The organism is Lacihabitans soyangensis (assembly GCF_024343775.1).
Classification (GTDB): Bacteria; Bacteroidota; Bacteroidia; order Cytophagales; family Spirosomataceae; genus Leadbetterella; species Leadbetterella soyangensis.
On the sequence record NZ_RJUF01000003.1, the window covers coordinates 1 to 13,885 of the forward strand.

The 13,885-nt window shown below is 39.3% G+C and carries 10 protein-coding genes; 3 read left to right on the forward strand and 7 right to left on the reverse strand.

The features are described from left to right. Nucleotides 1–694: 694 nt before the first annotated feature. From EGI31_RS02060 to EGI31_RS02075, 4 genes are all read right to left on the reverse strand, one after another. A complete protein-coding gene (locus EGI31_RS02060; RefSeq protein WP_255035470.1) occupies nt 695–2,122 on the reverse strand; it encodes a glycoside hydrolase family 125 protein in 1,428 nt (475 codons plus the stop codon). 212 nt (nt 2,123–2,334) lie between these two features. Further along, nucleotides 2,335–3,066, reverse strand: a complete 732-nt coding sequence (gene rnc / locus EGI31_RS02065) for a ribonuclease III (RefSeq protein WP_255035471.1) — start codon at nt 3,064–3,066, stop codon at nt 2,335–2,337. Nucleotides 3,067–3,099: 33 nt separating this feature from the next. Next, nucleotides 3,100–4,347, reverse strand: coding sequence for a beta-ketoacyl-ACP synthase II (fabF, locus tag EGI31_RS02070; protein WP_255035472.1), 1,248 nt, complete (start codon nt 4,345–4,347; stop codon nt 3,100–3,102). 91 nt (nt 4,348–4,438) lie between these two features. Further along, on the reverse strand, nt 4,439–4,675 hold the full coding sequence (locus EGI31_RS02075; protein WP_255035473.1) for an acyl carrier protein: 237 nt from the start codon (nt 4,673–4,675) through the stop codon (nt 4,439–4,441). Between the two features lie 131 nt (nt 4,676–4,806). Here EGI31_RS02075 and kdsA point away from each other — a divergent pair, with 131 nt between their 5' ends. The 3 genes from kdsA to EGI31_RS02090 all read left to right on the forward strand — a co-directional run bounded on the left by kdsA (nt 4,807) and on the right by EGI31_RS02090 (nt 7,193). After that, a complete protein-coding gene (gene kdsA / locus EGI31_RS02080; RefSeq protein WP_255035474.1) occupies nt 4,807–5,622 on the forward strand; it encodes a 3-deoxy-8-phosphooctulonate synthase in 816 nt (271 codons plus the stop codon). A 102-nt stretch (nt 5,623–5,724) separates the two neighbouring features. Then, nucleotides 5,725–5,871, forward strand: a complete 147-nt coding sequence (locus tag EGI31_RS02085) for a hypothetical protein (RefSeq protein ID WP_255035475.1) — start codon at nt 5,725–5,727, stop codon at nt 5,869–5,871. A 50-nt stretch (nt 5,872–5,921) separates the two neighbouring features. Then, complete coding sequence (locus tag EGI31_RS02090; protein ID WP_255035476.1) at nt 5,922–7,193, forward strand: metal-dependent hydrolase family protein; 1,272 nt, start codon at nt 5,922–5,924, stop codon at nt 7,191–7,193. A gap of 76 nt (nt 7,194–7,269) precedes the next feature. Here the strand turns inward: EGI31_RS02090 and EGI31_RS02095 are convergent, their stop codons facing one another. From EGI31_RS02095 to EGI31_RS02105, 3 genes are all read right to left on the reverse strand, one after another. Continuing rightward, nucleotides 7,270–8,727 (reverse strand): rubredoxin, encoded by a 1,458-nt coding sequence (locus tag EGI31_RS02095; RefSeq protein WP_255035477.1) that lies wholly within the window; start codon nt 8,725–8,727, stop codon nt 7,270–7,272. Between the two features lie 97 nt (nt 8,728–8,824). After that, nucleotides 8,825–12,349, reverse strand: coding sequence for a nitrate reductase (locus EGI31_RS02100; protein ID WP_255035478.1), 3,525 nt, complete (start codon nt 12,347–12,349; stop codon nt 8,825–8,827). Between the two features lie 12 nt (nt 12,350–12,361). Beyond that, nucleotides 12,362–13,678 (reverse strand): NarK family nitrate/nitrite MFS transporter, encoded by a 1,317-nt coding sequence (locus EGI31_RS02105; RefSeq protein ID WP_255035479.1) that lies wholly within the window; start codon nt 13,676–13,678, stop codon nt 12,362–12,364. Nucleotides 13,679–13,885 lie beyond the last annotated feature (207 nt).

The window sequence follows — 13,885 nt, forward strand, 5'->3', positions numbered from 1 at the left end:
TTTATTTGAACTTTATCCCCTTCCAAGCTTCTCCGTTTATACTTCCTCGCCGTTTGGGAGTGCAAAGGTAAGACACTATTTCCCCCTTTTCCAAATATTATTTTATTATTCTTTTTAACCATTTCTCCTAATTCACTGCTTTTCAAAGACTTTTGACTTCTACCTCATAGAAAGTTCTTGCTTTTGTTATATTTGTTTGGCGTTTCGTTATATGTGCTTTTTTTGCCGCAATCTCCCCTTTTCTGGATTGAATGTGTTTTCTTGGGCATTTTCTGCCGTTTTTCGTTTTGACTATTTTAGATCGGTTATTGAAATATTTATATGTTTAGCGTTTTGTTTTTTTTAAAATGGTTGTTCTGCTCACCTGCGGTGGGTGAATTGTCGTACTAACCACCCCGGCCTGCGGCCGACCCTCCTTAAAAAGGAGGGTAAAGTTAGGACTGGCTTTGCCTGCGGCTGGTCTGGTTTGTTTGACGGTTAGTGGTTCGACTATCGCTCACCAACCATGAGCTCTTTGTAACCTGGCCGCTAGGCTGGGCACAAAAACGGGAGCATAATCAAGAATGGTAATGCGAAGATTACGAGCGTAGATCTGCCCGACCCAGTGCCCACCCCTATCGCTTGTTCTTGCTCTATTGTTTTTGGGGCGGAGGGGTACTCCCTTAGAATATAAGACGAAATAAGCGGCATGACTCTACAAAACTTGCTTTAGTAGGTGTGGCCTTTCTTTTTCTATTTTGAGAATGAGTTCGCCGAAAAGGGTATTGGCCCAAGCGAACCACTTTCTGGTAAACTTTGAGGCATCGTCTTTATCGAAGGATTCATGCATGAAGCCTGTATTGGCATGGGTGTTTTTTAGAAACTTTAATTGCTGTAGTATTTCGGCGTCAGACTGTGAAGTCATGGCTCGCATGATAAGGCTCATTGGCCAAATCTGGTTGACGAGCGTGTGCGGGCTTCCGATACCTTCGGCTACTTTTCCTTTAAAATAGTATGGGTTTTTGGAAGATAATACAAATCTTCTTGTGTTGATATATAAAGGATCCGTAGCTTTGAGAACGCCTAGGTAAGGTAAACCGAGAAGATTGGGAACGTTGGCGTCGTCTTGAAATAAGGCATTGCCAAACCCGTCAACCTCCATGGCATAAATAGAACCAAACTCGGGATGCTTTACGATTGCAAATTGTTGGATGGCTTTTTGCACTTGTTTGGCAAGCGTAGTACATTTTTGGGAAAAGCTAATGTCTTTATATATTTCTATGGCTATTTCTGCCAATTGCTCTAAGCTTTTTACGGCAAAAAGATTGGATGGAACAAGAAATGGATACTGGGTGGCATCGTCAGAAGGTCTGAAAGTACTGTGAATCATGCCGTTTGGCTTGGTATGATTGCCGTAACCATTTCCTGGAACAGTGTCGGTTGACCATGAAGTAGTACGGCCGAAACGATATGGGCCTTTAGAGGTTAACCGTTGCTGTTCAATAAAAGTGTCCACAATTAACTTAGCAGACTTCAACCATTGATCATTGAATTGTTCTTTTCGACCAATTTTTTTCCAAAAATTATAGGATAATCTTACATGATAACACAACGAGTCTATTTCCCATTTACGTTCATGAAGTTCGGGCTTCATGTCGGTATGATCTGAGTACCATTCGCTTTTTTCCGGCTTTTCGTTAAAAGCGTTGGCATACGGATCAATGATGATGCAAGCTGCCTGACGATTTATAACACCAAGAATTAAGTCTTGTAGGGGTTTGGAATCTTTCGAAATTTCAAGATATGGCCAAACTTGTGCTGTACTGTCACGCAGCCACATGGCGTGTATATCACCTGTAATAACGAAAGTATCAAAAACTCCGTCTTTTTGAGAATGAAAAACAGTGGTATCTAAGGTATTTGGAAAACAGTTCTCAAAAAGCCAAGCAATTTCCTTGTCTGCACATTTTGCTTTGATTCTTTCTATCGTTTTTTCTACCAAACCATCGCTAAATTTTCTTTGAGCTTTATTAACTCTTACTGTAGGAAAATCTTGATTTTTAGAAAATGCCAAAGATGGAGATAAAAGAAAGGCCGATGAGGCTATGGTAAATTGACGACGAGAAATTTTAGAATCAGACATAATGAGAAAATCAATTTTATGAGATACCAGTAAAGAACAGACTTAAATTTATATTTCTCCATTCAGAAATAATGGTAAAAATACAGGTCTGGTTGAATTTCTCCTAAAGAAACGAACTCAGAGTTTGAGGAAAGATAGGGATTTCTGTAAATACGATGGGTTGGTGCTACTAGAAACTTCAAGACTGAGCGATTTTGGAAAATTGCTCTACTTTAGATACTCAGAATTTCACAGGCTCTACGTGATGCATCTTGTTCGGCTTTCTTTTTGTTCCAGCCGCTTCCCGAACTAATCACTTGAGAGTCTACCAAAACTTGAGCTATGAATTCTTTGCTGTGGTTTTTTCCTTTTTCCTCTACTATCAAAAACTCAACTTTGCGGCCGTCTGCCTGAGCCCAACTTAGTATTGTAGATTTATAGTTGGTATTGTTTGATATGACTTCGTCAAGGTCAAAATGATTTGAAAGAAGTTTGGAAATAATGAATTTTTTGGTGAAAGCAAAGCCTTTGTCTAAATAGATGGCTCCGATAAGTGCTTCCATGGCATCACCAAACATAGAAGTTCGATGAAAATTACGTTGCCCGTCGAATTCTATGAGTTTGTCTAAACCTATGCGTCTTGCCAAAACATTTAGAGATTCGCGGTTCACTATTCTAGAACGTATCTCGGTAAGGAAACCTTCGTCTTTGAATGGATACTTTTTAAATAAAAATTCGGCAACAACCATACCCAGAACAGAGTCCCCCAAAAACTCCAACCTTTCGTTAGATTCCTTAAAACTGTTAAATCCGTTGTGTTTCGAAGCCGAAGTATGTCTAAAAGCCAGTTGGTAAAGAAGCTTATTTTTGGGACTCGCACCAATAATTTGCTCAATTGATTTTATGAACTCCTTCTGCTTTGGGTCTTTGTTTAAAAAACCTAGGATTGATTTTCCGAATTCCATTAGAAATGTTTTGACATAGTGGCTGAGAATTGACTAAATTTTTCGGAAAATAAGTGTCGCGTTGTGTCCACCAAATCCGAAACAGTTACTCAAAACCACGTTAAGTTTTTTAGCTTTAGCAACATTTGGAGTTAGGTCTATTCTTGGGTCTATAACTTCGTCTATGTTGTCCAAATTGATGGTTGGAGGAACCATTTGGTGTTCTAGAGCCAAAATTCCTGCTACCGACTCAACTGCTCCCGCACCACCCAAAAGGTGACCTGTCATTGATTTGGTAGAGCTGATAGAAACTTTATAAGCGTGATCTCCGAACAATTGCTCTATGGCTTTGATCTCTTGCGGATCTCCTAGCGGTGTAGATGTACCGTGGGTATTTATATAGTCAACCTCCTCTGGGGCTATTTGTGCATCCTCAAGTGCATCTTTCATTGAGAGATACGCTCCATAACCTTCAGGATGAGGTGCCGTGATGTGATAAGCATCTGAAGAAAAACCTCCGCCAATAAGCTCACAATAGATTTTTGCTCCACGGGCTTTGGCATGTTCATATTCTTCTAAGACAATTGCTCCACCACCTTCGCCTAATACAAAACCGTCTCTGTCTCTGTCGTAAGGTCGAGAGGCCGTTTTAGGGTCGTCGTTTCTTTCGGAAAGAGCTTTCAAGGCATTGAATCCACCGACACCGGCCTGAGCAACAGTTGCCTCAGAACCACCTGAAATACAAGCTACTATACGACCCAATCTTATGTAATTAAAGGCATCAATGATGGCGTTATTAGCCGAAGAACAAGCCGAAACAGTTACGTAGTTTGGCCCTCTAAATCCATGCTTTATGGAAATTTGACCAGAAACGCTGTCAGCTATCATTTTTGGAATAAAGAAAGGGTTAAACCTCGGGGTGCCGTTTCCTTGAGCGAAACCAATCATTTCGTCTTCAAAGGTTTTGAGACCTCCTATACCCGAACCCCAAATTACACCTACTTTCTCCTTGTTGATGTTTTCGTCAGAAAGGCCAGAATCGGCAATGGCTTGATCGGCAATTACAACACCGAATTGTGTGAATAAGTCCATTTTGCGAGCGTCTTGTCTTGGAATAAAGTCTGTTACTTCGAAGTTTTTCACTTCGCAGGCAAACCTAGTTTTGAAATTTGTGGCATCGAAACGTGTTATAAAATCACAACCACTTACGCCGTTAGAAAGGCCATTCCAAAATTCTTCGACGGTGTTACCGATAGGAGTAAGTGCTCCGAGTCCAGTAACGACAACTCTTTTTAATGTCATATTATTTGAAAATTAAAAGTTCAATACCCTATTGACAATGCAAATTAACATTTATCAATTGAATATTGAACTTAATTGAATGAGAAAATAATTATTTAGAGTTTTCTTCTAAATAAGTTATTGCCTGACCTACAGTTTGAATATTTTCTGCTTGGTCATCAGGAATAGAAACATTAAATTCCTTCTCAAATTCCATTATTAACTCAACTGTGTCAAGCGAATCCGCTCCCAAGTCGTTTGTAAATGAGGCCTCAGCAGTAACTTCTGTCTCGTCAACGCCAAGCTTCTCAACAATAATTTTCTTTACTTTAGATGCTATATCAGACATTTTAAAAATGTATTTTGGTGAAAAACACTGCAAAGAAATAGATTTTATATGAAACCAACAAAACGAATCTATCTTTTTTTGAATGAAAGATAGTTCGGATATTTACATAAAATTTTAAAACAAAATCAATAATGACGCTCAAACTCAACAAAATAGCCAAATACGAAAGCAATAATTTCTTCCTGTTAGCGGGTCCGTGTGCAATTGAAGACCGTGATTTGGCCTTGAGAATAGCCGAGAAGATAACAAGCATTTGTAGCAAACTGGAGATACCCTATGTTTTCAAAGGAAGCTACAGAAAAGCCAACAGAACCAAAGCCGATAGTTTCACTGGAATTGGTGACGAAAAAGCCTTAAAAATATTAGAAGAGGTCAGCAAAACTTTTGGAATTCCAACCGTAACAGACATACACGAAACCAAAGAAGCAGAGCTTGCCGCGGCCTATGTGGATGTTCTACAAATACCCGCGTTTTTATGTCGTCAAACAGAGCTTTTGGAAGCCGCCGCAAAAACAGGTAAAGCTGTAAACATCAAAAAAGGGCAGTTTCTTTCAGGTGCTTCGATGGGATTTGCGATAGAAAAAATAAAATCTGTCAATCCAGAGGTGCAAGGCATGTTGACCGATAGGGGTAATAGTTTTGGTTATTCTGATTTGGTGGTAGATTACAGAAACTTGGTAGACATGAAAGAGTTTGGAGCCCCAATAGTAATGGATTGCACACATTCTCTTCAAAAGCCAAATCAGAGCTCAGGAGTGACGGGCGGAAACCCAAAAATGATCAGCACGATAGCCAAGGCGGCCATAGCGGTGGGTGCCGATGGGCTTTTTATAGAAACACATCCTGACCCAGCAAATGCGAAATCTGACGGAGCCAATATGTTGCATTTAGATAATTTAGAGCAGCTTTTGGTGGACTTGGTAAGGATAAGAGAGGCTATTAGCTAATGTGATAGTTTTCGAAAGTGAAAATTGGTATTTATTTGATTTTTCAATCTTATTTGTCGACCATTTGATTTGCTGATTTGTAAAAAATACCTAAATTACATCATGAAAGAAGAGCTTTATCTTGGAAAAAAAGTATTGGAATTGAACCTTCATGAGCAACGTTTTAGAAAAATGATGCAACTCATGCGGGTAAATAAAATGCTAGAAAAAGCAGAAAAAATACATAAACCAATGCCTGAGGAATCCTAAACTTGAAACTATTCAATACCTAATTTTAAACTTAAACTAAAAACTAAATAATGAAAAAAACTATACTCTTAGCAGTATTTGCCTCCGTTTCGGCTTTTGCCCAAAAAACCTACATCCAATGTGGAAACCTAATAGACACCAGAAACCAAAAAGTGTTGAAAGATATGACCATAGTGGTAGAAGGAAACAAAATCACTGAGGTGAAAAATGGTTTACACAAAGGTGAAAAGACTGATAATGTAATAGATCTGAGTAAGAAGTTTGTAATGCCTGGTCTAATAGATATGCATGTGCATATTGAAAGTCAAACAGCTAAAGATCAGTTTCAGAAAAGAATTCAGTACAGCGAGGCCGATATAGCTTTTGAATCACAAAAATATGCCAATGTAACTTTGATGGCTGGTTTCACTACTGTGAGAGATCTTGGCGGTAGTAATGTGAATATTTCACTCAGAAATGCCATAAATAGGGGTTCTGTAGTGGGTCCGAGGATTTTTACTTCGGGCAAAACAATAGCCACAACTGGCGGACACGGAGATCCAAGCAATGGAATTGGCACTAAACTCTCTTTACAAGAGGAGGCATCTAATGGTGTGGTTAACTCGGCCGAAGAAGCCCGTAAAGCGGTTCGTCAAAGATATCAAGATGGTGCCGATTGGATAAAAATAACTGCAACTGGAGGTGTTTTAAGTATTGCCAAAAACGGCAAAGGCCCACAGTTTCAGGATGATGAACTAAATGGATTAATAGCTACTGCAAAAGATTATGGATTCGGAGTTGCTGCTCACGCTCACGGAGCTGAGGGAATGAAGCGTGCATTGCGTGCAGGCGTGACCACCATAGAACACGGTTCTTTTCTTGACGATGAATGTATAGCACTTTTCAAAGAGAAAGGTGCGTATTTGGTACCTACCATCATTGCTGGTAAAACAGCCTCAGATTCTGCAAAGATACCGGGCTACTACCATCCATTTGTAGTAAAAAAAGCCTTGGAAACGGGTGTTTTGATTCAAGATGCTTTTGCTAGGGCCTACAAAGCCGGTGTAAAAATATGCTTCGGAACTGACGCTGGAGTATTTCCACACGGATACAACGCCAAGGAATTTATGTATATGACCGAGGCAGGTATGCCTATTATGGAAGCTTTGAAAGCTGCTACCATTACCAATGCTTTTGTGCTAGGAATGGAAAACGAGCTTGGAGCCATAGAAGCTGGAAAATTGGCAGACATCGTAGCCATAGATGATGACCCCACAAAAGACGTTAAAGCTCTGATGAAAATGAGCTTTGTTATGAAAGATGGGAAGGTTTATAAAAAATGAAACTAGTTTGCTGTGATTTCGGCCAAAAGGCTAGTCGATACTTAAAATTCATAAAAAGTAATCTTCGGATTACTTTTTATGAATGCACAAAATTGTCATTCATTTCAATCGATTTAAAATTAGATTTCTGTTCTTCGCACAAGCCACAACGATAATCGCTCGGAAGATTCTCAAATGTAATCCCGGCAGGCACTCCAGCCAATTCATCGCCATACCGAGAATCATAAATGGAGAGGCAACTATTGCACTGAAATATCTTTATTTTTTTGACTTTTTGAGGTTCTGAAACTTTCATTTGATCACCCAGCACCTTTATAGAATTTTCTGACAATTGCTTATTATAAAGCAAGACTGATCTCCGTAATTGTTCTGATAAATTCATCTTTTGAATTCCCTTGGCTAGATACACTTTCGTTCTGCCATTTGGGTCAAAATCTTCGGTGTAAGAAATGTCATAAACATTAAAGAACGGAATGACATTGAACAATTTGGTACGTCGCCTTTGAACCATAATGGAAGCGAAGACTTCTGTTTTTGGGACTGTTTTGATACCAAAACAAATCCCAAAAGTACGAATATCTTGCCTGTTGAATGATTCCACCAATTCGTTTTTTAGTTTCAGAGCTTCCTCAGAATCGTCCTCTACCTGCCAATTGAGTTCGTTGGCCGCGTGCCTTACATTGATATTGTGCTTGGCCAATATAGAACTCCAAAATTTCCTATCCGCCTCCTCTATGCCTTTAATAATGAGCGATTTCCATGGCGTAAAGCAAATTTCGCCGAGTTTGGTAAAAAGGCACAAATCGCACATTTCTAATAGAAAAGAAACCGAGAAAAGTTCGTTTCTGCGATAAATTCCGAGCCAAGTCTTTTTGCCATAGCGGTTGAAGCCTTCATAATAAGGTAAGGTGAATTTTGGGAGTTTTAATTCCTCCTCCTTTGCTATGGAAATGATTTTAGGGATGTTTTCAAAAACATCTTTCGCTTCGTTTTCTGGAAATTGCTCCAAGGCTTCTTCAATACTTTTTGAAACTTTAGCTATTTCGTTTGAAAAAATGAGTTTGTCATAAGCATTTACGTGGTTGGTTTTTGGTTTTCTTAAAAATAGGTACCAGAAATTGGGCGTACTAGACGAAACAAAATTGAGATGTCCCGAAAAAAATGGAGTGAAACTCTGGGCGTTGTCTGAAATATTAATTTTCAGTTTAGAATCATAATCGAAAGTATCAAATATGTCTTTATATATACCTTCAGTTATCCAGTTGCCTTTTTGAAAAACATCTTCGGCAACATAAGAACTCACCAAATTTGGCATTTCATTGGAATCAACCTGAAATTTAATATTCAAATCTGCCAAACTCTTTTCGAATTTTCGAGCAAAAGGATGAGCGATATGAAGGATAAGCTGTTGACGCAAACTTAGTCTAACTTCCTTTACATGAGCACCTTGTGCTGCCACAAGTATTTGCTTTAGTTCACCCGGTGATACTACACCACCTTTGAAGTTTATTCTAATTTTATAAAAATCATTCATTTTAAAAGCGTAAGTAATTTATCACAATAGTCAATACACCATTATAGCTTCTTTAGAAAAACTAAGAATCTATGGCACGAAAAGTTTCTAATACGCATTAACCCAAAGATATCGCCTCCTCAGCCAAACTTTTCTCAAGAATTCCTCTGACCTCTGGTCTACAAGAGCCACAGCCAGTGCCTGCTCCAGTTTCTTGGCAAAGGTTATCGAAAACCACACAACCGCCATTGATAGCTTTTTTGAGATTGCCCTCGCCAACATTGTTACACGAACAAACAAGCTTACCCAATACCGGCTCTGGTTTTTTACCTGACCGAAGTAATTGTAATCGTTTATCAGACAATTCGATGCCCTCAGCAATGAGATTTTTGAATTCCAAAAACTCTGATTTATCCCCTATCAAAATTGCCCCAACCAAGCGGTCGTTTTTGATCACGCATTTCTTGTAATAATGCTTGGCTTTATCAATGAAAACTACTTCTTCATAGCCTTCTCCTCCAATCGGAATTTCAATTTCTCCTAATGAACAAAGATCCAAGCCTGACATTTTAAGAAGATTCATAGATAAGCTTCCTTTATAATAACTAGCTAGGTCACCTGCTAAAAACTTTGCCACAATTTCTGCTTGTTGTTCTGCGGCAGCTGTAATTCCCCAGAGCTGATTGTTCCATTCTGCTATTTCGCCACAGGCAAAAATATTTTCGTCAGAAGTTTGAAGATATTCGTTCACTTTTACTCCCCTATTGCACTCTAAACCTGCTTCTTTGGCTAATTCTATCACTGGAGTGGTTCCGGCAGCTACTATCATGGCGTCACATGGTAATTTTCTTCCCGATTTCAGACGGATTCCCTCTATTTTCTCTGTTCCATAAAATTGCTCTACTTCGTCATTGAAGTAAACCTCTATGCCCCTTGCTACAATTTCTTCATGCAGAATGGCACTACCCAACAAGTCTAACTGTCTGTCCATCAGTCTACTTATACGTTGCACCACCGTTACGTTCACTCCGATTTCCCTTAAAGATGCGGCCATCTCTAATCCCAACAGACCACCTCCTACTACCACGGCATTACCACCTTTTTTGAGAAACGGAGCCAGATGATCAGCGTCTAAACGGCTACGCATATTGAAAATTCCCGGGATTTTAGGGAAATTTTTGGGCATAAATGCCTTGCTTCCCATACCTAAAAATAATTTGTCGTAGGAATGTTCTCTGCCTTTGGAGTCAGTAAGGATTTTATTTTTACGGTCGATGTGTTCTATGCCTATGCCCTTGTGAACCAAAATGTTATTTTCCTCGAACTGATCTTCACGGAGTTTTACGAGCTGGTCCCAAGCCTGGGTCCCGCTGATATAGTCTGGCAACATCACACGGTTATAAAATGGATAGATTTCTTTGCTAAATACCTCAATATCATCAGTTTGATTGTATTTTCGGTAAGCCGAAATAAAACCTAAACCGGCAGAACCCGCCCCAATAACTATTATTTTTTCCTTTGGCTTTTCATATTTTGAAATTTCTACCACAGCATATTTAAAGTCGGGCTCTTTTGAGCGAGGATCGACCAGAGAATTGGTGAGATTGTTTGCCCGTCCAAAGTTTTGGTTGAGTATTTTGCCCCAATGCATTGGCATAAAGCAGTTTCCCTTCTTTAGGTCGTTAGTTAAAATTACCTTTACTTTTGCTTCTCCTCTTGTGCCAGTAACCATCACAACCTGACCATCCGAAATACCTCTTTCTTTGGCATCAAGTGGATTCATTTCAACATACGGCTGGTTGATGTGCTGGTTGAGTTTGTTAACCTTTCCCGTTTTGGTCATGGTATGCCATTGGTCTCTAATTCTCCCAGTAATAAGAATTAATGGGAAGTCGCCCGAAATTTGCTCGGATTGGTTCTGAAACGGTACTGAATGAATGCGTGCTTTTTTAGAGGCCGTATAAAATGAATGGTCTGTAAACAACCTCTCCGTTCCGATGGAAGATTCGTCAGTACTCATTTTTTTTGTAAACGGCCATTGAACTGTTCCAAAATTTTGAAGTTTTTCGAAGTCTAATCCAGAAACATCGATGTTGGTGTTTTCTGTAGTTTTGATGTACTCCTTATAGATGTCTTCGGTTTTGTTGTAAGAAAATTTATCTCCCCAGCCCATTTTTTCAGTAAATCGACAGATAATTTCTGTATCGGGCAATGCATTTCCTGGGGCATCAACTACTTTATTTAGGTATGAAATGCGACGCTCTGCATTGGTCATTGTTCCGTCTTTTTCTGTCCAAGCAGCCGCAGGAAGCACAATATCGGCAAATTTTGTGGTGTCAGATTTACTGGAAACGTCTTGCACTACCACCAATTTTGCATTTTTCAATGCTCTTTCTATCATATTGGCATCTGGCATACTTACCAGTGGGTTGGTACAAACAATCCAAATCGCTTTCATTTTGCCATCTGCCAAAGCCTGAAACATTTCTGTAGCAGTGAGGCCGGGTTTTTCCGAAATGGCACCTCCACCCCAAAAAGCTTGCATTTCGTTGCGATGAACAGGATTGGCGTAGTCTCGGTGAGAAGCTAACATGTTGGCTAAACCACCTACTTCACGACCTCCCATGGCATTGGGCTGACCTGTTAATGAAAAAGGCCCATTGCCGGGCTTTCCAATTTTGCCTGTAATAAGCGAAAGGTTTATAAGCGAAAGATTTTTGTTTACGCCAATTACCGACTGATTTAGTCCCATTGTCCACATCGACAAAAAACCTTTAGATTGGCCAATCCACTTTGCTGCAGTTTTGATTTTTTGCAATTCTACACCGCAAATTTTGGCGTATTCTGAAACCGTCTTTTCAAAAACTTTTTCTTTGAAGGCCTCTATGCCTTCAGTGTGATTCTCAATAAACTCGGCATCAATTTTACCAGTTTCTATCAAAACTCGGGCAATGGCATAATTTAAAGCGACGTCTGTCCCTGGGTTTATGTCTAAATGTAAATCTCCCGAAGCTACTGTTTGAGTTTTTCGAGGATCCACGACGATGATCTTAACATGTGGATTGGCAACTTTATGTGCCTCCACTCTTCGCCAAATAATGGGGTGACACCAAGCTGGATTAGCCCCTTCTACCAAAATAACATCTGAAAGTTCAATATCATCATAACAAACAGGTACGGCGTCTTCTCCCAAGCTCAACTTATAACCAACAACCGCAGACGACATACACAAACGCGAGTTAGTATCAATATTATTTGCTCCGATGAATCCCTTCATCAACTTGTTCCAAAGATAGTACTCCTCCGTTAAACACTGTCCTGAAACATAAAAACCAACAGATTCAGGGCCGTATTTGGCTATAAAAGTTTTGAAAATCGCTGCTGTGCGATCCAAGGCGGCATCCCACGAAACTTGTTCAAGTGGCATGTTTCTGTTGAATCGCATCTGAGGGTATAACAACCTGTCTGATTTGTCCATGACGGTATAGTGCAAATTCATGCCCTTTGAACATAACATTCCACGATTCACGGGGTGGTCTTTATCACCTTCTACCAAAATCTGACCATTACTTTTCTCTTTTATTAGAATTCCGCAGCCAACTCCACAATAGCAACACGTTGATTTATAGCTCTTTTCATTCATAGCAAATACTAATTATACCGCCAATTCTCCCTCTACTTTTATTTTTTCTTGAGGAGCCCCATTGAATTGATTTTTTAGGTCAAATTTTGTAAAAGCAACTACAAGTCCAGCTACAATGGCTAGCAAACCAATGTACTGAAACGCCTCGCCATAAGTGATGTTTTCGGATTTAAATAAAAAACCCATGGCCATTCCACCGATGTTTCCACCAGCACCTACCACGCCAGCTACCAAGCCCACATTTTTAGAATTCAAAAATGGAGTGAGAGCATAGGTAGCTCCATTGGCCATTTTAAGAAATAAAGCAAAAAACAGCATGGAAATAATTGCAAAACCAATAGAACCTGAGTTAGCAAATAACACTAACCCAATGCCTTCAATTACTATAAATGCAGCTAGTAACCAACCTTTACCAGTTAGGCCCTTTTTTCGACCAACCTTATCGGCAAAAATGCCGCCCAATGCTCTTGCGAAAATGTTTAGAAAACCAAAAAGGCCTGCTATTAAACCTGCATTTTTTTGGTCTATCCCGAAGTTATCTACAAAATGAAGTGCCGCGACATTATCGAAGGTTATTTCCATACCGAAACAAATAGAGTAAGCAATAGTCAGGGCCCAAACCCTCCAATCGGTCAGGACTTCTTTGGTATTTGGTTTATCCTTTTTCTGTGCTACCCGCTTGATGTCCTCAAAATTGCCCTCAGGAGTATCCTTGGTGAATTTGTAATATAGAAATGCACTAATTAGTAATAAGGAACCAGGTAATATCATAGCTAATCTCCATGCTTGGCTATTTGTATAACCAGCAGCCACAATTGCTGCAAAAACCACTGGCATAAGCATATTGGTGATGCCACCTCCTAAGTTGCCCCATCCTCCAGCAACGGCATTCGCCGTGCCTTTAATATTGGGTGCAAACATTACAGAAGTATGATATTGGGTTACAACAAAAGAGGCACCTATAATACCTATGGCAAAACGAAAAAGTAAAAATGTTTGATAAGAATGAGACAGCCCTACAAGAAAAACTGGAACAGAACAAATCAGGAGCAATAATGTGTAGGTTTTGCGAGGACCCCAAGTATCACAAAGTCTACCGATGAGTAAACGGGCAATTATGGTTGCAGAAACCGCCGCTATCATGGTATTTCCGACCTGAGACTTAGAAAGACCTAGATCTTCACGGATAGTAGGCATCAATGGTGCCAGACCAAACCAGCCAAAAAAACACATAAAAAAAGTAAGCCAAGTGACATGGAATGTTCTCATTTGAACAGAAGAAAGATCAAATATCCTGATGTTATCTAAGGGTTTGGTACTGCTTTTCATACATTATATAATTTTGGAATATTGAATACTAAATAATTATAAAACTGAGACTTAAAGCCAAAATTCAATTGGACTACTCAAAATTAAAAATAAGTATTTATACTCAAAAATATATGAGTATTTATTTCGTGTTTTTATGTATTTTATTGTGTTAATATTAATACATCTCAGAATGGTTATATTTTTAGGATGGTTTAAAAACGAAAA

Coding starts and splice junctions, on each gene's coding strand:
- EGI31_RS02105 (WP_255035479.1), bottom strand. CDS start 13,678: ATGAAAAGCAGTACCAAACCCTTAGATAACATCAGGATATTTGATCTT.
- EGI31_RS02085 (WP_255035475.1), top strand. CDS start 5,725: ATGAAAGAAGAGCTTTATCTTGGAAAAAAAGTATTGGAATTGAACCTT.
- rnc (WP_255035471.1), bottom strand. CDS start 3,066: ATGGAATTCGGAAAATCAATCCTAGGTTTTTTAAACAAAGACCCAAAG.
- EGI31_RS02090 (WP_255035476.1), top strand. CDS start 5,922: ATGAAAAAAACTATACTCTTAGCAGTATTTGCCTCCGTTTCGGCTTTT.
- EGI31_RS02095 (WP_255035477.1), bottom strand. CDS start 8,727: ATGAATGATTTTTATAAAATTAGAATAAACTTCAAAGGTGGTGTAGTA.
- EGI31_RS02060 (WP_255035470.1), bottom strand. CDS start 2,122: ATGTCTGATTCTAAAATTTCTCGTCGTCAATTTACCATAGCCTCATCG.
- fabF (WP_255035472.1), bottom strand. CDS start 4,347: ATGACATTAAAAAGAGTTGTCGTTACTGGACTCGGAGCACTTACTCCT.
- EGI31_RS02075 (WP_255035473.1), bottom strand. CDS start 4,675: ATGTCTGATATAGCATCTAAAGTAAAGAAAATTATTGTTGAGAAGCTT.
- EGI31_RS02100 (WP_255035478.1), bottom strand. CDS start 12,349: ATGAATGAAAAGAGCTATAAATCAACGTGTTGCTATTGTGGAGTTGGC.
- kdsA (WP_255035474.1), top strand. CDS start 4,807: ATGACGCTCAAACTCAACAAAATAGCCAAATACGAAAGCAATAATTTC.